The following is a 20,414-nucleotide window of genomic DNA, read 5'->3' as shown; positions in this document are numbered from 1 at the left end:
CAGCTCGGCGAGGGCGGCACGGCGTGGGGGGGGGGGGGGGAGAAACCCCCCTGCGCGGCTCGGCGATCAACTCCCCCCCCCCCACCCCCCCCCCCCCTCCCCCCTCCCCCCCCCCCCCCCCCCCCCCCCCCCCCCCCGGCCCGCTCAGTCCATGGGCCCGGCCGCGCCCGGCAGCGCGTCGCCCCTGCGCAGCGCCGCCCGCCATGCGAAGGCGAACACGAGTTCGCCGATGCCCAGCAGCACCAGCCACAGACCGAGCAGCCTGGTCAGCGCCCGCGCCGAGGCCGTGGGCATGGCCAGCACCACGATCCCGGCGACGATGCCGAGCAGCGCGACACCGACCACGACCCCGCGGTGCGGCAGATCCGGGGCGGCGAGCGCGGCATACAGCGTGAGGATGCCGGACACCAGCCAGGTGAGCCCGACGATCAGCGACAGCGCCGCGACCGTCTGCATGGGGTGGCGCAGGCAGAGCACGCCGGCCAGCACGAAGAGCACGGCCACCAGCAGTCCCGGAATCCGCTCGCCGTGCTCCCGCGCGAACGCCGTCACGAACCGGAAGGCGCCCGTGAGCAGCAGATAGAGGCCGATGAGCACGGCGAGGACGTGCAGGGTCTCGTCCGGCCAGACGAGGACCAGCACGCCCGGTACGAGCGTCGCGATCGCCGACCCGAGGATCCAGGTCCACGAGCGCCCGATCGCCGTGAGCGTCCCGTCGGGGTCGGTGGCCGCCTCGCCGGGCAGATACGACAGGCCGCTGCGCGGCGCCTGTCCACGCGACTCGGTCATGGCTCCTCCTCGCGCGATCCGGCCCGCCAGCGGAGCACCGGCGGGGCGGCTTGTGATCCCTCACCCGACCAGCGTCCGTGCGCGGCCCGCGCCGCGCATCACCCGCGGCGAGTGATCCCCGGCCGGCCACCGCGGTCACTCGGGCAGCTGCCGCAGTTCCACGACCCGCAGCCCCAGCGACTGGCAGCGGTTCAGCAGGCCGTACAGGTGCGCCTCGTCGATGACGGGACCGAACAGCACCGTCTGACCGGACATCCGCACATGGTCCAGCTCCGGGAACGCCTGGACGAGGGTCTCCGACATGTGTCCGTCGACGCGGATCTCGTAGTGCATGGGCCGTTCTCCCCCCTCACTCCCGGGCACCGGCCGCACCCGCCGAGGCGCCGCTTATGGACTCCTTCGGCCCACGGGCCGGCGCCCCCGGCAGATGGCCGGTGACCAGGAAGGCCGCCAGGGTGATCCCGCCGGTGGCGAGGATCGCCGCCTTCAGGCCCTCCAGCTGGGCGGAGGCGTACGAGGAGGTGACGGCGTCCACCTCGGACGGCGGCAGTCCGGCGTCCTGGGCGGCCGTGCGCACCTGGCTGGTGGGCACGAAGCTGACCCCGGCCTCCAGGGCGACGCCGGTCTGGTGCTTGGCCTCGGACGACAGCTGGGGGTTGCTGTCCACGTCGGCCGTGAAGGCGTGCACCAGCGCGCCGATGAGCAGCGACCCGATGAGTGCGGTGCCCAGGGCCGAGCCCAGGTTCTGCGCCGTGAACTGGAGGCCGCCGACCTCGCTGCGCTGCTCCTCGCCCACGCTCGACTGGACGACGTTGCCCAGTTGGGAGGCGAGCAGCCCCATGCCGATGCCGAGCACCGCCATCGCCCCGGCGAACTGGGCGTTGTCGATCACCGGATCGATCGTGGCGAGCAGCCACAGCACGGCCGCGGCCAGGGTCAGCAGCCCCAGCCGGACGACCCTGCGCGGGCCCAGGATCCGGCCGAGCCGGGCGGCGCCGAGGGAGGTGACGAGCATCGTGACGGACACCGGCACCAGCCGCAGCCCGGTCTGGAAGGCGTCGTAGCCCTGCACGACCTGGAGGTACAGGGGGATGGTGAAGAACAGGCCCAGCAGGATGAGGTTCTGGCAGAGCAGGGTGAGCAGGCCCGAGCGCAGCGGCGCCACCCGGAACAGGGACAGGTGCACCAGGGGGTCGGCCGCCGCTGCCTCCCGCCGCCGCTCCGCGTGCACGAAGAGGGCCAGTACGGCCACCCCGGCGCCGACCACGAACAGGGTGGGGGCGAACCCGAAGACGGTGAAGGGCGGGTTGCGCGGGTGCACCCAGCCCCAGGTGCTGCTCTGGAGCACCCCGAGGACGCCCAGCGCGAGTCCGGCCGCCGAGAGGGCCGCGCCGGGCAGGTCCAGCCGGGGCGGCGGTCCGGTCCGCGCGACCTCCTTGACCACCCGGTGGAACAGCAGCACGACGGCGACGACCACGACCTCGCCCGCGAACACGAGCCGCCAGGTCAGATACGTCGTCACCCAGCCGCCCAGCAGCGGGCCGACCGCGATTCCGGCCCCCGCCAGTCCGCCGATCACACCGTAGGCGACCGCCCGGTCCCTGCCCTGGTAGGACTCGGCGACCAGGGCAGCCATGGCGGGCAGCACCATCGCGGCGCCGAGCCCCTCGATCACCGACCAGCCCAGCGCGAGCACCCAGAGGGTCGGGGCCAGCGCGGTGAGGGCCGAGCCGATGCCGTAGACGACCAGGCCGACGACGAAGAGGCGGCGACGGCCGTGGATGTCGCCGAGCCTGCCTCCTATGATCATGAATGCCGCCATGACCAGCGCGTACAGCGTGATGACGCCCTGGATGGCGGTGACCTCGGTGTGGAAGTCCTCGACCAGCTGGCTGATCGAGACGTTCATCACGGAGGTGTCCAGGACCATCAGGAACTGGGCCGTCCCGAGCACCATCAGAGCGCGCCAGTGTCCCATGGTGTCCACCTCGCCGAGTCCTGCCGGCCGGCGGCCGGGAACTCGGCCGCCCCCCTCATCGCAGCGTCAGGCGCGCGGGCCGCGCCTCACCCGTCGCGGGGGAATCATCCGGCGGGAGGCCGGATCAGCCCGCGGTCGCGGGCCCGGCGCACCGCGGCGCGGCGCCCGTTCACGTCGAGCTTCCGGTAGACGCTCTTCAGGTGGGTCTTCACCGTGTTGACGGAGACGTACAGGTCGGCGGCGATCTCCTCGGTGGACATCAGCTGGGCCAGCCGGTCCACGACGTCGCGCTCGCGCCCGCTCAGCTCCTCGACGACCAGGGGCGGGGCGTCCCCGGCCGCCTCCCGCCCGGCATCCGCCGCGGGGCGGTCCGGGACGAGCCACCCGGCGGCCAGGCCTTGCAGGGGCGGGGTGTCCAGCAGCCGCCGGATCCGCGGTCCGGCTTCGAGGAAGGGCCGGCGCAGCCGCTCCCGGCGGGCCTCCCGCAGGGCCCGGGCGAGCAGTCTGCGGGTGGTGTCGACGTCCGTCTCCTGCGCGGCTCCGGCGCGCACCAGGGCCGCCTGTACGGTCGCCCGCGGGCCGGTGCTGCCCGCCGGCATGTGGTCGAGCAGGTCGATCGCCGCCCGCTGGTTTCCGGCGGCGAACTGGGCCCAGGCCAGCTCCGCCGTGCACACGGGTTCACCGTCGCAGGAGACGTCGTCCAGGACCTTCACGGCGCTGTCCGGGCGGCCCTCGGCCAGCTGGGCCGCGGAGGCGACCAGCGCCGTCTGGGCCTCGGCCCAGGGGGAGGCCACCATGGCCGGGACCGTGAGGCCGGCGGCCGCCGCGGCCGCCTGCGGTTCGCCGCGCGCCAGCAGCAGCCGGGCGGTGACCAGCGAGCGGCCGGCGGCGGTGACGGGGTCGGCCGGGCAGGCGCAGCCGTCCGCCTCGCCCAGGAGCGTCTCGGCGTGCCGGAGTTCGCCGCGGTCGACGGCGACCGCCGCGAGGACCAGCTGCCCCAGGTCAGCGCCGGAGCAGCGGGGGCGGCACAGGCCGAACTTCTCCGTCTCGCGCAGCGCCGCCTGCGCCGTGCGCTCCGCCCGGCACAGCCGGCCGTTCAGGTAGTCGATCAGCGCCAGCTGCCCCAGGGAGTCCTGCCGCGGCAGTGCGGTGGAGACACCGCTCGGGAAGCCGGCGGCCTCGGACAGGGCGGCCCGCGCGTCGTCGAAGCGCCCGGCCCACAGCCGGGCCGAGCCCAGATGGGTCAGCAGCAGGGCCTGGAACTCGGGGTGGTTCTCCAGGAGTCGGGCGGAGACCTCGCCGCGCAGTTCCTCGGCCGTGGCCACGGCCCGCTCCGCCATGCCCGGCGAACCGGTGAGCCGGGCCGCCAGGGATTCCAGCAGCACACAGCTCAGCCGGCCCGCGGCATCGGCCGGCCCCGCGGCCAGCCGGCCCTCCACCCGGCGCAGCCGGACCAGGCCGCGGTCGGCGTCGCCCACGGACAGGTCGTGCGCGGCGCGCACCAGCTCCGCCGCCGCGCTCGTCGGCTCGGGGCCCATCCGCGAGAACAGCTCGGCGAGGTCGTCCGCGCGCAGCCCGGTGAAGAGCTGGCCGATCGCCAGGTCGTCGACGAGGGCCTGGGCGGCGAAGTTCCAGTCCCCCGCCGCGGCGCCGTGCGTCAGCGCCTCGGGCAGGGCGCCGGCGGCGCGCAGCCAGCGCGCGGCGCGCCGGTGGAGTTCTGTTTCGAGCCCCGGCGAACGCGCCCTCAGATGGGCCCGGAGGATCTCGCCGAACAGCGGGTGCAGCCGGTACCACGAGTGCCCCAGGTCCTCCACGAACGCGTTCTGGCCGTGCAGTTCGGCCAGGGTCCGCTCGGCGCCGCCGCGCCCGGTCAGCTCCGCCACCAGCGCCGGGGAGAACCGCTCCACGACACTGACGCGCAGCAGCAGCTCCTGGGTGCGGGCCGGCTGCCGTTTCAGCACCTCGGCCAGCAGGAAGTCGGCGATCGTGCTGCGGTCCGCCTCGAAATCCGTCAGATACGTGTCGGGGTCCGGGCTCTGCCGGGCCGCCAGGGCGCACAGCCGCAGCCCGGCGGCCCAGCCCCGGGTGCGCGCCAGCAGGGCCTGGACGGCCTGTGCGGGCAGCCGCAGCCCGTGCAGCTCCAGCAGCGCGGCGGCCTCCTCCGCGGTGAAGGCCAGCTCGGCGTCGCGGATCTCGGTCACGGTCCCGGCCGCCCGGTAGCGGTGCAGCGGAAGCAGCGGCTCGGTGCGGGTGACGAGGACCAGGCGCAGCCCCTGCCCGGCGTGGTGCAGGACGAACTCCAGCTCCTCCGCGATCCGCGCGGAGACCACCCGGTCGAACTCGTCGAGCACGAGGACGACGGGCCGCTCGCGCGCGCTCAGTTCACCGGCGAGCCGGGCCAGCAGGTTGCGGTCCACCCGGCCCGCGTCCGCCGGGCAGCCGACGGCGGCCGTCAGCGGTACGCCGGCGGCGCGCAGGGACTGGAGCACATAGGCCCAGAACATTCCGCTGCCCTGGTCGCCCGCTTCGACGGTGAACCAGGCGACGGGCTGTCCGAGCCGGGCGGCCCAGTCCGCGACCAGGAGGGTCTTGCCCGCGCCCGCCGAGCCGTTGACCATCGTCAGCGGTGTCCCGAAGGCCTGGTCGAGGTGGTCGGTGAGCCGTCGGCGGAGCAGAAAGGTGGCGGGCCTGGCCGGCAGCGCGAACCGGGTCCGCAAGAACGGCTCTCCCAGCGGATCGACGTGCTCTCCGGCCGATCCCCTCGTGTGCTCGTGCCTGGTAGCCACAGGGTCACCACCCTGTCCCTCGGGCCCGTGGAGAGGCTTTCGTCTGTCATACCCAGTTTGCCGGTCCGGCCGCGGCGCGCACATGGACCGGTCGGGCCCTTTCGTCCGCCCATCCGTCCCGGGGTACACCGGGCGCAGCGGCCCCCGGTGTACCCCGGTCCGTCCCGCGCGGCCGCCGTCAGTGCTCGTCCGCGGGCGGTTCCGGCTTGGTCCGTGCCGCCTCCAGCTGCACCCGGCCCCCGGCCGCCAGCAGCGCGAGCAGCGCCAGGATGCCGAGCAGCACCAGGACCAGCAGCAGCACCGTGAGCGCCGTCGGATGGTTCCACAGCGCGAAGACGAGCGCGATGATCAGCAGGCCGGCGAGGGCGATGGCCCGGCGGTAGGCCAGTGCCCAGGCGCCGACGCGCCCGGCGTGGATGTGGTGGCCGGCCGCCCAGCGCGCCGCGGAGTCCGCCGTGTGGTCGGAGTAGCCGCGCACGGCCACGGGCAGCCGGCCCGGTCCGACGAGATAGGCGCCGAGAGCGATGACCACGCCCAGGACGACGGCCGTACGCAGGCTGACCCGGAGGAACCTGAGGAGGGTGTCGAAGACGGCGGCGGCCGCCGCCTTGGACTGCACCTGCGGCGGCAGATGGTCGAGGTAGTAGCGGCGGGCCACGACCAGCGCGAGGGCCACCACCAGGCAGGCGAAGGCGGCGCCCAGCGCGGTGCGCGCGAGGGCCCGGCGCCGGTGGCGGGCCAGGAACACTCCGGCGACGCCCAGCAGGACGACCAGCACCGGCAGCCAGTTCCCCACGACATCCAGGAGGTGGGCGCCCTTGCGGAGCTTGGCGAGCTGGTCGGAGTGGAACAGCACCAGCTGCTTGTTCACCTGCGGGATCTTGGCGGCGGGCTTCAGACCGACGTCCACCAGCTCCGTCTTGACCCGGTCGACGGCCGTGCCGACGTCCAGGGTGACGGTGCCGTCGCTGACCCCGACCGCACCGCGTCCCTCACCGGTCAACGCGTGGACGACGGCGTTGTGAGCGGCGCGGTTGGCGTTGCGCCACACCGTGACGAAGACGTCGCTGTGGACGACACGGGTGGCGATCTTGGTCACCGACGCGTCCACGGCGGAGTCGATCTGCGGCCCGAGCCGGCTGACCGCGTCGGCGGCCAGCGGCGGCAGTCCCTGGGACTGGAGCCAGGAGGCGATGTCCCCGGCGACCTGCTTGCCGTCCACGCGGGTGCCCACGGCCTCGGTGATCCGGTGGACCGCCGCGTCCTGGACGGCGGGCTCGGTGGCCAGCGGTGCCACCGTGGCCACGTAGCGGTCGGTGTCGAGCGCGATGTCGTGCACCCAGGTGGCGAGGAGCGCGACCGGGACGAGGATGCAGGTGAGCACGATGAGCACGGCGGAGGCGGTGCTCCGCACGGCACGTCCGGCGCCGCCGCCCCCCGACCGCCCCCCGGGCGTCCCCGGCCGTCCGCCTCCGCCTCCGGCCCCGAAACTAGCACCAGCTCCCCCGGCTGCGGGGCCCGCCGCCTCCGCACGGTTCCGGTCCCGGTCGGCGTCCTGCGGGTTCGGGGCGGGCCGGTCCCGGTCGGGCTCCTGCGGGTTCGGGGCGGGTGGCTCGGTCACGGGACCCTCCGGCGGGGCGATGGCTGGACACCCTCCATTCCGTCAGTCCCGCGGCCGCTCCGCGCGCCGGAGTGGCCCGCACGGGCGAGTCCGTTCACCGTCCGCGCATCCCTGGTCACCGCTCCGCCCGCAGAAGTGCGGGCCCCTCCCGCGCGTGCTGGACTGGGGGAAACGGCGTTCTGACGAGTGTCGGCCGTACCGACTCCGATCCTTCTCGTGAGGAGAGGCCATGGACAGCGTCGAAGAGATGGGACCCGTCGACTACCTGGTCATCGAATTCGTCGGCAACCGCATGACGGGGGAGGCGTTCCCGCTCCTGGTCGATCTCGCCGAACGCGGCATCATCCGGATCATCGACCTCGCCTTCGTCCGCAAGGAGACCGACGGCACGACGACCGGTCTGGAGCTGCGGGACCTCGGCGACACGATCGATGTGTCCCTCTTCGAGGGAGCCTCGGCCGGCGTGCTGGACCAGGGCGACCTCGAGGAGGCCGCCAACGCCCTGGAACCCGGCAACTCGGCCGCCGTACTGGTGTACGAGAACCTGTGGGCCGCACCGCTGGCCGCCGCGCTGAGGCGCAGCGGGGCACAGCTCGTGGCCAGCGGCCGCATCCCCGTCCAGGCCCTGCTGGCGGCCCTGGACGCCACGGAGGAGCCGGTGCCGCCCGGTGGCTCCGCGGCCGCCTGAGCATCCACGCATCGACACAGGGAGATGACCGCACATGCCCGGACTGCTTCGGGGAGTAGCGCGCACCGCCGTCGTCGCCGGAACGGCGACCGCCGTGTCCAACCGCGTCTCGCGGCGGCAGGCGGGCCGCTGGGCGCAGCAGGACGACGAGCAGCAGCAGCAGAGCCAGGCTGCACCGCAGTACGCACAGCAGCAACCGCCCCCGCCCCCACCGCCGCCGGCTGCGCCCGCCGCCGACGACGACATGAGCCAGAAGATCGACCAGCTCAAGCAGCTGGGCGACATGCGAAGCCAGGGAATTCTGACCCAGGAGGAGTTCGAGCAGCAGAAGCGCCTGCTGCTGGGCTGATGCCCGAGCCGAACTCCCCGCACCCGCCCGTCCCGGAGCCGGGCTTTCTGGACCGGCGTCTGGACGCCCTCGCCCGCCAGCCGTTCCGGGCCCGGTTCCGGCTGCGCGGCCGGGACCGGGCGACCGCGGAGCTGAAGGGACCGGCCACGGTGCGCCGGCACGCGTACGACCTGATCGCCAGGCGTCTGGCACCGGCCGAGCCGCACAAGGACGGCCGGCAGACCCCGTACCGCGGCCACCCGGTCTTCGTCGCGCAGCATGCGACCGCCACCTGCTGCCGGAGCTGCCTGGAGCGCTGGCACGGCATCCCGAAGGGGCGGGAGCTGAGCCACGCGGAGCGGGACTACGTGGTGGCCGTGATCTGCCGGTGGATCGAGCGGGAGATGACAGCCGGGCCCGGCTGATCGAAAACAGACGCCCGTGAGCGGACCCCTGTCGAGTCGGACCCGATCACGAGATATCTTGATGTCGAGCAATGTTGCAGACGTGGAGCGGAGCACCCGGTGACTGACTCGACCATCATCTACACCTACACTGACGAGGCCCCGGCCCTGGCGACGCATTCGTTCCTGCCGGTGATCCAGGCCTATGCCGCGCAGGCCGGTGTGCCCGTGGAGACCCGGGACATCTCGCTGGCCGGACGCATCATCGCCCACTTCCCGGAGTACCTGAACGAGGACCAGCGCATCCCGGACGCCCTGGCCGAGCTGGGTGACCTGGCCAAGACGCCCGCCGCGAACATCGTCAAGCTGCCGAACATCTCGGCGTCCATCCCGCAGCTGCGCGCCGCCGTCGCCGAGCTCCAGGGCAAGGGCTACGCGCTGCCGGACTACCCGGACGACCCGAAGACCGACGAGGAGCGCGAGATCCGCGCCCGCTACGACAAGGTCAAGGGCTCCGCCGTCAACCCGGTCCTGCGCGAGGGCAACTCCGACCGCCGTGCCCCGGCGTCGGTGAAGAACTACGCCAAGACCCACCCGCACCGCATGGGCGCCTGGACCGCCGAGTCCAAGACGAACGTGGCGACCATGGGCGAGAACGACTTCCGCTCCACCGAGAAGTCGACCGTCATCGCCGAGGACGGCACGCTGCGGATCGAGCTGGTCGGCGAGGACGGCACCACCACCGTGCTGCGCGAGTCCGTGCCGGTCCTGAAGGACGAGGTCGTCGACGCCTCCGTGATGCGCGTCGCCGCCCTGAACCGCTTCCTCGCCGCGCAGGTCGCGCGCGCCAAGGAGGAGGGCGTCCTGTTCTCCGTGCACCTGAAGGCCACGATGATGAAGGTCTCCGACCCGATCGTCTTCGGCCATGTGGTGCGCGTCTTCTTCCCGAAGACGTTCGCGAAGTACGGCGAGACCCTCAAGGCCGCCGGCCTCACCCCGAACGACGGCCTCGGCGGCATCCTGAAGGGCCTGGAGAACCTGCCCGAGGGCGCCGAGATCAAGGCCTCCTTCGACGCCGAGCTGGCCGAGGGCCCGGCCCTGGCGATGGTCGACTCCGACAAGGGCATCACCAACCTGCACGTCCCCTCGGACGTCATCGTCGACGCCTCCATGCCGGCGATGATCCGCACCTCCGGCCACATGTGGGGCCCGGACGGCCAGGAGCACGACACCCTCGCGGTGCTGCCGGACTCCTCCTACGCCGGTGTCTACCAGGCCGTGATCGAGGACTGCCGCGCCCACGGCGCCTACGACCCGTCCACCATGGGCTCGGTGCCGAACGTCGGCCTGATGGCGCAGAAGGCCGAGGAGTACGGCTCCCACGACAAGACCTTCGAGGTCCCGGCCGCGGGCACGGTCCGCCTGGTCGACCAGAACGGCGACGTCGTCCTGGAGCAGCCGGTCTCCGCCGGCGACATCTTCCGCGCCTGCCAGACCAAGGACGCCCCGATCCGCGACTGGGTGAAGCTGGCCGTCACCCGCGCCCGCGCCACCGGCGACCCGGCCGTGTTCTGGCTGGACGAGGACCGCGCCCACGACGCGCAGCTGATCGCCAAGGTCCGCCAGTACCTGACGGAGCACGACACCGAGGGCCTGGACATCCGCATCCTGCCCCCCGTCGAGGCCACCAAGCTGTCGGTGGAGCGCATCCGCCGCGGCGAGAACACCATCTCGGTGACCGGCAACGTGCTGCGTGACTACCTGACCGACCTGTTCCCGATCCTGGAGCTGGGCACCAGCGCCAAGATGCTGTCGGTCGTCCCGCTGATGGCGGGCGGCGGCCTGTTCGAGACGGGTGCCGGCGGTTCCGCGCCGAAGCACGTCCAGCAGCTGGTCAAGGAGAACTACCTGCGCTGGGACTCGCTCGGTGAGTTCTTCGCGCTCGTCCCGGCCTTCGAGCAGTACGCGGCGGCCACCGGCAACACCCGCGCCAAGGTGCTCGCCGACACCCTCGACCGCGCCACGGCGACCTTCCTCAACGAGGACAAGTCCCCGACCCGTCGCGTCGGCGGCATCGACAACCGCGGCAGCCACTTCTACCTGTCCCTGTACTGGGCGCAGGAGCTGGCCCGGCAGACCGACGACGCCGACCTGGCCAAGGCGTTCGCGCCGCTCGCCGAGTCCCTCGCCGCCGACGAGCAGAAGATCGTGGACGAGCTGATCGCCGTCCAGGGCTCGCCGGCCGACATCGGCGGCTACTACCAGGTGGACAAGGCCAAGGCGGACGCGGTCATGCGCCCGTCGGCCACCTGGAACGCTGCGCTGGCGTCCCTGAGCAGCTGACGCCCGCGGCGCTCCGGCTGCCCGCCTGAGCCCGTACTCCGCCCCCGGCCGGTGTCTTAGGCCGGGGGCGGAGGCATGCCGGCCCCTCGGTCCCGCACCGCCGTCCAGCAGTACGCCCCCGCCGCCCCCGGAGCCGCCCGTGTCCTCGTACGAACTCCTTCCCGGCGCCCCCGACTCGCCGGTCCTGCTGCACATACCGCACTCGGCACGGACGGTGCCCGCAGAGGTGCGGGCCGGGATCGTGCTGAGCGACGCGGAACTGGAGCGGGAGCTGGACCACATCACCGACGCGCACACCGCACAGCTCGCCGAGCGGGCGGCCGGGCTGGCCGGGGTGACGCCCTGGCGGTTCGTGAACCGGCTGTCGCGGCTGGTCGTGGACCCCGAGCGGTTCCCGGACGAGCGTGAGGAGATGCTCGCGGCCGGGATGGGGGCGGTCTACACGCGCACCACGCACCGGGCGGAGCTGCGGCCCGCCGACACCGATCCGGAGCCGCTGCTCGCCCGGTACTTCCGGCCGTACGCCCGGGCCATGACCGAGGCGGTCGCGGACCGGCTGGCCGCCACTGGGCGGGCCGTCATCGTCGACGTGCACTCCTACCCCAGCCGGCCGCTCCCCTACGAGCTGCACGGCACCGGTCCGCGCCCGCCCGTCTGCCTGGGCACGGACGCCTTCCACACCCCGCCGGAACTGGTCGAGGCCGCCCGCACGGCGTTCGCCGGCTGCGGCGGCACCGGGCTGGACAGCCCGTTCGCCGGGACCTACGTACCGCTGGAGTTCTACGGCACGGACGCCCGGGTCGGCGCCCTGATGGTGGAGATCCGCCGGGACCTCTACATGACCGAGCCGGGCGGCGCGGCCGGGCCGGGGCTGGAGCGGCTCGCCGGCGCACTGGCCGCGCTGGTGGACGCACTGTAGCCCGGGTGGAGCACGTCCGCAGGACAGCGAGCGGGGCCCGTACCAGGGTGGTGGGCATGACCGAGGAGATCACGCTGGCCGGCCAGGCCCCGCCGCCCGAACGGGTCTGGCCCGCCCTCGACCTGGACGGCCCGGACTTCGACCCGGTCCTCGCCGACCTCATGCGCGAAGGTCCGCTGACCCGGATCAGGCTGCCGTTCGGCGAGGGCTGGGCATGGCTGGCGACCCGCTATCACGACGTACGGCTGATCACCAACGACCCGCGGTTCAGCCGCGCGGAGGTCACCCGCCGTCAGGTGACCCGGATGGCGCCCAACTTCGCGCCCCGGCCGGGCTCTCTGGCCTGGGTCGACCAGCCCGACCACAACCGGCTGCGCAAGCCGGTCGCGGCGGCCTTCACCGTGTCCGGGATGAAACGGCTGCGGCCGCGCGCCCAGGCGATCCTGGACGAGCTGATGGACGGCGTCGTACGGGACGGTCCCCCGGCCGACCTGGTCGAGCGGGTGCTGGAGCCGTTCCCGATCATCGTGGTCAGCGAGGTGATGGGGGTGCCGGCCGCCGACCGGGACCGGGTGCACGCATGGACCCGGGAGATCATCTGCACCACCGGGGCGGAGGCGGCCGGCGAGGCCAAGAACGGGCTGTACGGCTGGATCACCGCGACCGTGCGGGCCCGCGCGAACAGCACGGACGAGGACGTCTACTCGCTGCTGGGCCGGGCCGTGGCGGCCGGTGAGATCCGTGAGGAGGAGGCCGTCGGACTGGCCGGTCCGCTCCAGATCGGCGGTGAGGCGGTCACGCACAACTGCGGGCAGATGCTGTATCTGCTGCTGACCCGCCCGGAGCTGATGGAGCGGATGCGGGCGCGGCCCGGGGAACGCGGGCCGGTGCTGGACGAGCTGCTGCGCTGGATCTCGCACCGCAGCTCGGTGGGGCTCGCCCGGATCGCGCTGGAGGACGTGGAGATCGCGGGCCACCGGATCGCGGCGGGCGACCCGGTCTACGTCTCCTATCTCGCCGCCAACCGCGACCCGGACGTCTTTCCCGACCCGGACCGCATCCACCCCGACCGCGAGCCCAACCCGCACCTGGCGTTCGGCAACGGCCCGCACCACTGCACCGGCGCGGTGCTGGCCCGGCTCCAGCTGGAGCTGCTGGTGGACACGGTGCTGGACCGGCTGCCCGGACTGCGGCTCGCGGTGCCGCCGCAGGAGGTGCGGTGGCGGCACCGGACGATGATCCGCGGCCCGCTGACGCTGCCGGTCACCTGGTGAGGGCGGTCAGGCCCGCAGCCACTCCGTGACGATCACCTCGCCGCCGGTCCGCAGCCTGAGGGCGAACGGGCCGGCCGGCGGGGTGTCACTGGTGAAGCGGCCGAGGGTGTCGACGGCGACCGGGCGGGCGCTCCCCGGACCGCCGAGCACCTCGACGTCGGCCGCCCGGGGCGGCAGCAGCTGCCCGATCAGGCCGTCCTCGGTGACCTCGACGTCGACGGTCACCCCGCCCGCGCGGAAGGTCAGCATCCGCGGCGCGTCCACGGCCCCCCTGACCGGCAGGGCGTCCACGAGCGAGTCGAAGGTCAGCTCGGCGACGCGGGCGTCCAGGTCGTGCAGGGCATAGGCGTCCAGGGCGAGTTGGCACAACTGCTCCGGGACGGGGTCGAGGACGGCGATCGCCCGGCGCAGCTCCTCCTCCAGCAGTCCGTCCTCGAACCCGCCGTCCGCTGCGTCGTGTTCGGGCATCCGGTTCTGGTCCTCGCCGCTCATGCCGCTCCCCGTGCGTCCATCCGGGCCCGCAGCCGGCGCAGACAGCGCTGGCGGAGGGGGCCGATACTGCCGACCGCGATACCGAGCGCGGCCGAGATCTCCAGGTAACTGGGCGGCGGTGAGGCCACCAGGACCCGCAGCAGCTGACGGCAGCGCTCTCCCAGTCCGTCCAGTTCCTGCCGCAGCCGGCGGATCCGCTCGGCGCGGTCCGCCGCCTCTTCCGAGTCGATCAGGGTCTGTTCCGGGGTGCGCTCCTCGCTGGCCCGGTCCAGGACCCGTGGATCGTCCGTGAGGGTCAGCCGGTTCAGGCCCTTGAGCACCTTCACGCACTCGTGCCGGGCCGTGGCGGCCAGCCAGGAGCCGGCCTTGTCGGGTTCGCGGATCCGGCCCAGGTGCTGGGCGAAGCGGAACCACACGGTCTGGAAGACCTCGTGACCGTCGGCGTCGGACAGCCGGTGCGCGCGCACCACCGACCACACCAGCGGGCTCAAACCTTCCACGAGCGCTTTCCAGGCCGCGGCGTCTCCGTCGACGGCGGACCGGACCAACGCGCCGACCTCTGTTCGGTCCACGTCTCCACCCCTTGTGTACGGCACGTCATCGTACGCCGTGGAGCGGAGGGTTCCGGCGCTCATGCGGGCAGCGCGGGGGTCGCCAGCGGGACCGGGCGCCAGGTGGCCGGCCGGAGCACCGGGACGTGCGCCCCGCGCACCTCGGCCCGGTCGGCGGCCGCCAGCAGCCGGTCGCGGGCCACGCGCGGATCGCGCTCCCCCAGCGCCGTCATCTGCGCCGCGACGAGGCCCGCGGCGACCGGAGTGGCGAAGGAGGTGCCGCTCCACTGCGCCAGGCCGTCGAACATCACCTGGTCCGGCTTGCCCCCGGTGCTCTCCCGTCCCTCGCTCAACACACCGGTGTGGCGCGGGAACTGGCAGGTGCAGGCGTAGTCGAAGCCGTACCGGCAGGCGTCGTAGGTGGAGTGCTGGTAGCGGTACGGCACCGGTGTGCCGAAGCCGGTGAGGGCGCTGGTGAGCCGCTCGCCGGGGGCGTAGACGCCGACCCAGGGGCCGTGGTTGCTGAAGCAGGCCGGGCCGTCGCCGTCGGAGCGCAGGGCGCCGACCGAGAGCACGCTGTCGGCGTACTCGGGCAGCGCGGCGTAGGCGGCCGGCCAGAACGGCACGTCGCTGCCGTTGTTGCCGGCGGCGGCCACCAGCAGGGTGCGCTGCTCGCGCAGTGCGCGCATGAAGGCGTCCAGGCCGAGCAGGCCGTCCGTGGTGTCCGCGGGGGTGCCCGCGGAGAGGCTGAGGATGTCGGGCCAGCCGCTCCCCTCCACCGCGTCGAAGAGCCTGCCGCCGAACTCGGACTCCAGCACGGCACCGGCGTCGTCGAGGGTGCCGCGGACGGTGAGGTCGGTGTCGGGGGCGACGGCCGCGAGCAGCCCGGCGATGAACGTGCCGTGTCCGACGTACTGGTGGAGCACCCCGTCGGCGTCGGTCTCGTGCCGCTGGGGGTCGCCCGTGGTGTGGGCCAGCAGCGGGTAGGCGCGGTGGTCGTGCACCAGCCCGGTGTCGATCACCAGGACGCGTACGGCGCGCTCCGGGTCGTAACCGGTGGGATCGGCCGCGGGGTTGGCCCGCCCGGTGCGGGCGACGGGCACCGGTTCGTCGCCGGGGCAGGCGTTGACCGCGATGTGCACCACATGGTTGCGGCCGGCCAGCCGGCGCCCCTGGCGCTCCTCGGCCTCCCGCAGGGCGCGCAGGGCGTGCGGCACCTGGTCGTCGGCGAGGGCCGGGTCGCCGACCCGGATGCGGGTGACACCGGTGCGGTCGGACTCCGGGCCGGCGCGGCGCACATGCTCGGGGGACAGCCCCGGGGCCTCGGTGAAGTGGGCACGCACGGTGTCCTCGACGACCTGTGCCTCCTGGCCGGTGCGGGCGAGGACGACACCCTTCTCGTAAAGGAAGTGGGCGTCGTCGTCCGGTCCCATGGCGAGCGGGACGTCGGGCATGGAGCGCTGGATGTGTGCGAACTGCTCGTGGAATCGCTGTGGTGCCATGGTGTGTCTCCCCCTCGACGACGGTGTTCGACAGTGAGAGCCGTGGGACCACCGTCTGATACAGCAGGCCACTACCATGCGAGACGTGACAGCGGGAAGCGCGGCGGTGGCGGAGCTGCTGCCCATGGTGTTCGCCGACCCGGGCGAGGCCCGGGCACGCGCCGAACAGGTGCTGCGGGAGAATCCGCCGCCGCTGCACGCCAGCGTCGCCCACCAGGTGCTGGGCATCTGGCAGCGGGACTTCGGGGATCTCCGGGTCGCGCTCACCCATCTGCGGCGGGCCCGCGATCTGGCCGCGCGCGCCGACTCCGCCGACCGGGAGGCGGATGTCCTCGCCACACTGGGGGTCGCACTGGTGCACGCGGGGCGCACGCGACAGGGGCTCGCCTCCTTCGAGCGGGGGGTCGCCCGGGGCACCGGACACACCCGGGCCCGGGTGCTGTACCGGCGGGCCTATGTGTGGTGGGTGCTGGGACATCACCGGGAGGCGCTGGAGGACGTCCGGCGGGCGCTGCCGGTGCTGCGCCAGGTCGCCGACGACATCTGGACGGCACGGGCGCTGACCCTGCGGGCGACGGTGCATCTGGCGCTGGGCGCGGTGGACCGGGCGGCCGCCGACTTCACGGCGGCGGAGCGGCTGTGGGACACCACCGGCCAGGAGCACGACAAGGCGGACGCGGTGGAGAGCCGGGGCCTGGCGGCGTTCCGGTCCGGGGACATCCCGGTGGCGCTGCGCCTGCTGGACGAGGCCGAGGAGCGGTACGCCAAGCTGGGCACGCCGACGTACAACCTGTCCATCCGGCGCTGCGAGGTGCTGATGGCGGCGGGTCTGGCGCCGGAGGCACAGGCCGAGGCGGACGCGGCGATCGCGGTGCTGGAGCGGATCGGCGGTCAGTCCACGCGCCGGGCCGAGCTGCTGCTGGCCGCCGCGCGGGCCGCCCGGTCGGCCGGGGACGCGCAGACGGCCGTCGCCCGGGCCGCCGTCGCCGTACGGCTGTTCACGGCGCAGCGGCGGCTGTGGTGGGAGACGCACGCCCGGCTGGTGCTGATCGAGGCCCGGGTGGCGGCCGGGCGGCGGTCCGGGCGGCTGGTCGGCGACGCGGCGGCGGTCGCGGAGCGGCTGGCCGCCTTCGACTCGCCGGCCGCGCCGGAGGCGTCGTTGCTCGCGGGCCGGATCGCGCTGGCACTGGGCTGGACGGCGGACGCCGAACGGCACCTGGCGGTGGCGGCCCGCGGCCGGCGCTCGGGTCCGCCGCTCGCCCGGATGACGGGCTGGGTGGCCGAGGCGCTGCGGGCCCGGGCGGCCGGGTCCCGGCGCGGGGTGCTGGAGGCCTGCCGGCGCGGCCTCGACGTCCTCGACGACCACCGGATGACGCTCGGCGCCTCCGAGCTGCGCGCCCATGTGACCGCCAAGGGCGCCGAACTGGCCGCGCTGGCCCAGGAGGTGACCCTGGACCAGGGCGACCCGCGGCGGCTGCTGGGGTGGAGCGAACGGTGGCGGGCGACCGTGCTGTCCGCGCCGCCGACCCGGCCGCCCGCGGATCCGGCGCTGCTGAGCAGCCTGACCGCCTACCGGGAGATCGCGGCCCGGGCGGAGGGCGCCCGGATGGACGGGCGGCCGGTCCCCGCGCTCGACCGGGAACAGCGGCGCCTGGAGCGGGAGATCCGCTCCCGCACCCATCACATCCGCGGCGCCGCCCCGCACGCGGGCAACCGCCTGGACGTGGCCCGGCTGCTGGACCGGCTGGGCGAGGCCACGCTGGTCGAACTCGCCGTGGTGCGGGGCCGGGTGCACATCCTGCTGTGCGGCCGGGGGCGGGTACGGCGGTTCGCCGGCGGGGCGCTGGCCGAGGCGGTGGCCGAGGCCGAGCACGTCCAGGCGGGGCTGCGACGGCTCGCCCATCCCGGCGCGGAGGCGCGGCTGCCGCTGGTGGAGGCGGGGGGCCGGCGGCTGGAGGAACTGCTGCTCGCGGGCGCCGTACCGCATCTGGGCCCCGGCCCGGTGGTGATCGTGCCGCCCGGGGCGCTGCACCGGGTGCCGTGGGCGCTGCTGCCCGCGCTGCGCGAGCGGGTGCTGAGCGTGTCGCCGTCGGCGGGCAGCTGGCTGCGCGCCCGCGAGACGTCACCCCCGCCGGCCGGCCGCCCGGTGCTGGTGCGCGGCCCGGGCCTGGCCACGGGCGGCGCCGAGGTGCCCGCGCTGGCGGACCGGTACGGCACCGCGACGGTCCTGGAGGGCGAGGACGCCCAGGTCCCCCGGGTGCTGGCGGAGCTGGACGGCGCGGGTCTCGCCCATCTCGCCGCCCATGGCACGTTCCGCGCCGACAGCCCGCTGTTCTCCGCCCTGCGGATGGCCGACGGCCCGCTGATCGTGCACGACTTCGAGCGTCTGGCCCGCAGCCCGTACCGGATCATCCTCTCCAGCTGCGACACCGCCCGGCTGGCCTCGGTCGGCGCCGACGAACTCCTCGGCCTGGTCACCGCGTTGCTGCCGCTGGGCACGGCCGGGGTGGTGGCGGCCAGCGCACCGGTCAACGACGCGGCGGTGATCCCGCTGATGCTCGCCCTGCACAAGGGCCTCGACACCGGCCTCAGCCTGGCCGAGGCCCTCCGCGACGCCCGCACGACCCTGCCGGACGACCCCCTCCACCAGGCCACGGGCTGGGCCTTCGCAGCATTCGGAGCGGCATAGGGCCCCTTCCTGTCAGGGCTGACGACAGTGGCCTTCGCGCCCTTCGGCACCACATGCCGCACCGTCTCAGCCAGGGCTGCGCCCCCCCCCGGGGGCGCGGGGAACTGCGCGAGCAACCACAACACACCCGCACCCGGCCCCTACGCCGACTCCCCCACCGGCCACGCCGGACAGTGGCCTAGGCGGCCCTCGGCACCGTGTGCCGCACCGTCTCCGCCTGGGACGCGCCCTTCAGGGGCGCGGGGAACTGCGCGAGCAACCACCACCACACCCGCACCCGCACCCGCACCCGGGATCCTGCGCCCAGCACCCCGCACGCCCCTGGCCCTACGCCGGCTCCCCCACCGGTGTGTCCACCAGCCAGGCCAGTGCCGCCCGGTCCCCCGTGCCGAGCCGGGTGTACGCGCCGTAGAGATGGTTCCCCACCGTCCGTACCGACAGCGTCAGCCGCTCGGCGATCTCCCGGTTGCTGAGCCCCTCCGCGGCCAGCCGTACGATCTGCCGCTGCCGGGCGGTGAGTTCACCGAGCACCAGCCCGTCCAGGGCCGGCGTGCGCACGCCCTGGCAGCACCGGGCGAGCGCGACCGCCCGGGTGCGCGACCGCCGCACCGCCCGGGGATCGCGATGCACCCGTACGGCCTGTGCGTACGCCTCCGCGGCGAACAGCGCGAACCCCCGCTCCGCCAGCCCCTCGGCGACCCGCTCCAGCGCGGCGGCGTCCCCGCGGGCCAGCGCCTCGGCGTGCCGGGCGAACACGCTGCCCGTCGGCAGCCGCCCCGCGGCCCGCTCGGGCGCACCGAGGCGTACGGCGTCGTAGCGGGCGTACACGTCGTCCCCCCGGGACTCGCTCAACTGACCTTCGGACAGCCGCAGTTCCATGTGGCACCCGGTGTCCTTCGGGGCCTCCCGCAGCCCCTCCCGGGCCCAGGCCGCCGCCTCCCGCAGCTCCCCGCGCAGGCGGGCGAACCGGGCGCGGACGGCGGCGTACCCGGCCGGGACCGGGCGGCCCTCCGCCACCAGCCACTCCCCCACCGGCGCCGGCACCGGACGGACGTCCAGCTGCTCCATCCGCCGTACCAGCAGCCGCCGTTCCACCTCCAGGGCCGGGCCGTGCGCGACCGGCGCGCGGGACAGCCGGCGGGCCCGGAGCGGCCCGGTGGTGGCGCGCAGGGCCGGGCCGTGCAGGGGGTGGGCGAGGGTGACGGTGCCGTCGTCGGCGGCCTCGACCAGGCCGTCCGCCTCCAGCCGTTCCAGGACGTCCAGGTCGAGGCCGTCCAGCGGCAGCGGCAACGGCTCGGCGAAGGCGAGGCGTTCGAGGGTCTCGCGCTCGCCGGGGCCGGACCGCTCCAGGGCCGCCGCCAGGTGCTCCCGCAGCGCGGGGGTGACCGGCAGCGCTCCGCGCCAGGCCCGCTCGCCGGTGCCGGGGAGCGCCACCAGCCGCCCGGCCGCGCCGAGCGCGGCGACGAGGTCGCGCAGCAGCCGCAGATCGCCCCGGCAGCCGAGGTGCAGGCGGCGCACGGTGAGCGGTTCCAGCGCGGCACCGGCCAGCAGCCGGGCGGTGTCCTCGCGGGACAGCGGCGCCAGCTCCAGCCGGGGCAGCAGCTCCCCGGTCCACAGCCGGGACACCGCGCCCGGGGCGGGCACGCCGTCCGTGGCGGCGACGACCAGCCGGGTACGGCCGTGCGCGGCGAGCTGGTGGACCAGCGCGGCGGAGGCCTCGTCCAGCAGATGGGCGTCGTCCACCACGAGCAGCCGTACGCCCGACAGGATCCGCACCGCGCGGTGCGGCGAGACCGGATCGGGCAGCAGGTGGGCGAACGCCGCGAAGGGCAGGTGCCGGGCCTGGGGGGTGCCGGTGACCAGGGCGTGGTCCAGGCCCCGGACCGCCTCCCTGATCAGCCGGGTCTTGCCGCGGCCGGCGGGCCCGGTCACCACGATGCCGGGCCGGCCGGCGGCCGTCGCGCCGCGCACCAGCTCCAGTTCGTCGTCCCGGCCGGTGAAGGGCCAGGGCAGCTCCAGCGTCCTCGCGTCCGGTTCGTAAGTCGTCACA

The 20,414-nt window shown here is 74.6% G+C and carries 17 protein-coding genes; 7 read left to right on the top strand and 10 right to left on the bottom strand.

The annotated features are described in order from the left end of the window. Positions 1–144 precede the first annotated feature (144 nt). From ACZ5CZ_RS24620 to ACZ5CZ_RS24600, 5 genes are all read right to left on the bottom strand, one after another. The gene (locus ACZ5CZ_RS24620; RefSeq protein ID WP_468946002.1) at positions 145–789 is read right to left on the bottom strand and encodes an HdeD family acid-resistance protein; all 645 of its coding nucleotides are present in this window, start codon (positions 787–789) and stop codon (positions 145–147) included. 135 nt (positions 790–924) lie between these two features. Next, positions 925–1,122, bottom strand: a complete 198-nt coding sequence (locus ACZ5CZ_RS24615; RefSeq protein WP_468945999.1) for a hypothetical protein — start codon at positions 1,120–1,122, stop codon at positions 925–927. Between the two features lie 16 nt (positions 1,123–1,138). Then, positions 1,139–2,767, bottom strand: coding sequence for an MFS transporter (locus ACZ5CZ_RS24610; RefSeq protein WP_468945996.1), 1,629 nt, complete (start codon positions 2,765–2,767; stop codon positions 1,139–1,141). A gap of 104 nt (positions 2,768–2,871) precedes the next feature. Then, positions 2,872–5,484 (bottom strand): winged helix-turn-helix domain-containing protein, encoded by a 2,613-nt coding sequence (locus ACZ5CZ_RS24605; protein ID WP_468945994.1) that lies wholly within the window; start codon positions 5,482–5,484, stop codon positions 2,872–2,874. Positions 5,485–5,731: 247 nt separating this feature from the next. Then, complete coding sequence (locus ACZ5CZ_RS24600; RefSeq protein WP_468945992.1) at positions 5,732–6,967, bottom strand: hypothetical protein; 1,236 nt, start codon at positions 6,965–6,967, stop codon at positions 5,732–5,734. Positions 6,968–7,403: 436 nt separating this feature from the next. On the opposite strand from ACZ5CZ_RS24600, the gene ACZ5CZ_RS24595 reads away from it, so the two are divergent. The 6 genes from ACZ5CZ_RS24595 to ACZ5CZ_RS24570 all read left to right on the top strand — a co-directional run bounded on the left by ACZ5CZ_RS24595 (position 7,404) and on the right by ACZ5CZ_RS24570 (position 13,130). Continuing rightward, on the top strand, positions 7,404–7,862 hold the full coding sequence (locus tag ACZ5CZ_RS24595; RefSeq protein ID WP_385846252.1) for a DUF6325 family protein: 459 nt from the start codon (positions 7,404–7,406) through the stop codon (positions 7,860–7,862). A 34-nt stretch (positions 7,863–7,896) separates the two neighbouring features. Then, a complete protein-coding gene (locus ACZ5CZ_RS24590) occupies positions 7,897–8,211 on the top strand; it encodes an SHOCT domain-containing protein (protein ID WP_468945989.1) in 315 nt (104 codons plus the stop codon). Next, entirely contained in the window at positions 8,211–8,615 is a 405-nt protein-coding gene (locus ACZ5CZ_RS24585; protein WP_385846250.1) for a DUF4186 domain-containing protein, read from the top strand. Before ACZ5CZ_RS24590 ends, ACZ5CZ_RS24585 begins: the two co-directional genes overlap by 1 nt. Positions 8,616–8,714: 99 nt before the next feature. Then, positions 8,715–10,937 carry an NADP-dependent isocitrate dehydrogenase gene (locus ACZ5CZ_RS24580; RefSeq protein WP_385846249.1) on the top strand — a complete coding sequence of 741 codons (2,223 nt, stop codon included), beginning with the start codon at positions 8,715–8,717 and terminating at the stop codon, positions 10,935–10,937. Between the two features lie 139 nt (positions 10,938–11,076). Further along, complete coding sequence (locus ACZ5CZ_RS24575; RefSeq protein WP_468945985.1) at positions 11,077–11,856, top strand: N-formylglutamate amidohydrolase; 780 nt, start codon at positions 11,077–11,079, stop codon at positions 11,854–11,856. 56 nt (positions 11,857–11,912) lie between these two features. Next, the gene (locus tag ACZ5CZ_RS24570) at positions 11,913–13,130 is read left to right on the top strand and encodes a cytochrome P450 (RefSeq protein ID WP_385846247.1); all 1,218 of its coding nucleotides are present in this window, start codon (positions 11,913–11,915) and stop codon (positions 13,128–13,130) included. Positions 13,131–13,136: 6 nt separating this feature from the next. On the opposite strand, the gene ACZ5CZ_RS24565 is transcribed toward ACZ5CZ_RS24570, so the two are convergent. From ACZ5CZ_RS24565 to ACZ5CZ_RS24555, 3 genes are read right to left on the bottom strand one after another with little or no spacing between them, the layout of a single operon-like run. Next, complete coding sequence (locus tag ACZ5CZ_RS24565; RefSeq protein WP_385846246.1) at positions 13,137–13,622, bottom strand: hypothetical protein; 486 nt, start codon at positions 13,620–13,622, stop codon at positions 13,137–13,139. Then, complete coding sequence (locus ACZ5CZ_RS24560; RefSeq protein WP_385846245.1) at positions 13,619–14,257, bottom strand: RNA polymerase sigma factor; 639 nt, start codon at positions 14,255–14,257, stop codon at positions 13,619–13,621. The genes ACZ5CZ_RS24565 and ACZ5CZ_RS24560 overlap by 4 nt, the downstream gene beginning before the upstream one ends. Further along, positions 14,254–15,675, bottom strand: coding sequence for a S8/S53 family peptidase (locus ACZ5CZ_RS24555; protein ID WP_468945980.1), 1,422 nt, complete (start codon positions 15,673–15,675; stop codon positions 14,254–14,256). Before ACZ5CZ_RS24555 ends, ACZ5CZ_RS24560 begins: the two co-directional genes overlap by 4 nt. Positions 15,676–15,760: 85 nt before the next feature. Here ACZ5CZ_RS24555 and ACZ5CZ_RS24550 point away from each other — a divergent pair, with 85 nt between their 5' ends. Continuing rightward, positions 15,761–18,364, top strand: a complete 2,604-nt coding sequence (locus tag ACZ5CZ_RS24550) for a CHAT domain-containing protein (protein WP_468945978.1) — start codon at positions 15,761–15,763, stop codon at positions 18,362–18,364. 178 nt (positions 18,365–18,542) lie between these two features. On the opposite strand, the gene ACZ5CZ_RS24545 is transcribed toward ACZ5CZ_RS24550, so the two are convergent. Both ACZ5CZ_RS24545 and ACZ5CZ_RS24540 read right to left on the bottom strand, forming a co-directional pair. Further along, on the bottom strand, positions 18,543–18,674 hold the full coding sequence (locus ACZ5CZ_RS24545; protein ID WP_468945975.1) for a hypothetical protein: 132 nt from the start codon (positions 18,672–18,674) through the stop codon (positions 18,543–18,545). A gap of 17 nt (positions 18,675–18,691) precedes the next feature. Next, the gene (locus tag ACZ5CZ_RS24540) at positions 18,692–20,413 is read right to left on the bottom strand and encodes a LuxR family transcriptional regulator AbsR2 (RefSeq protein WP_468945973.1); all 1,722 of its coding nucleotides are present in this window, start codon (positions 20,411–20,413) and stop codon (positions 18,692–18,694) included. Position 20,414 lies beyond the last annotated feature (1 nt).

The organism is Streptomyces sp. NPDC031418 (genome assembly GCF_055581605.1).
This window is presented reverse-complemented; position numbering and strand designations above follow the sequence as displayed.

Coding starts and splice junctions, on each gene's coding strand:
- ACZ5CZ_RS24590 (WP_468945989.1), top strand. CDS start 7,897: ATGCCCGGACTGCTTCGGGGAGTAGCGCGCACCGCCGTCGTCGCCGGA.
- ACZ5CZ_RS24555 (WP_468945980.1), bottom strand. CDS start 15,675: ATGGCACCACAGCGATTCCACGAGCAGTTCGCACACATCCAGCGCTCC.
- ACZ5CZ_RS24570 (WP_385846247.1), top strand. CDS start 11,913: ATGACCGAGGAGATCACGCTGGCCGGCCAGGCCCCGCCGCCCGAACGG.
- ACZ5CZ_RS24560 (WP_385846245.1), bottom strand. CDS start 14,257: ATGAGCGCCGGAACCCTCCGCTCCACGGCGTACGATGACGTGCCGTAC.
- ACZ5CZ_RS24610 (WP_468945996.1), bottom strand. CDS start 2,767: ATGGGACACTGGCGCGCTCTGATGGTGCTCGGGACGGCCCAGTTCCTG.
- ACZ5CZ_RS24615 (WP_468945999.1), bottom strand. CDS start 1,122: ATGCACTACGAGATCCGCGTCGACGGACACATGTCGGAGACCCTCGTC.
- ACZ5CZ_RS24595 (WP_385846252.1), top strand. CDS start 7,404: ATGGACAGCGTCGAAGAGATGGGACCCGTCGACTACCTGGTCATCGAA.
- ACZ5CZ_RS24620 (WP_468946002.1), bottom strand. CDS start 789: ATGACCGAGTCGCGTGGACAGGCGCCGCGCAGCGGCCTGTCGTATCTG.
- ACZ5CZ_RS24585 (WP_385846250.1), top strand. CDS start 8,211: ATGCCCGAGCCGAACTCCCCGCACCCGCCCGTCCCGGAGCCGGGCTTT.
- ACZ5CZ_RS24565 (WP_385846246.1), bottom strand. CDS start 13,622: ATGAGCGGCGAGGACCAGAACCGGATGCCCGAACACGACGCAGCGGAC.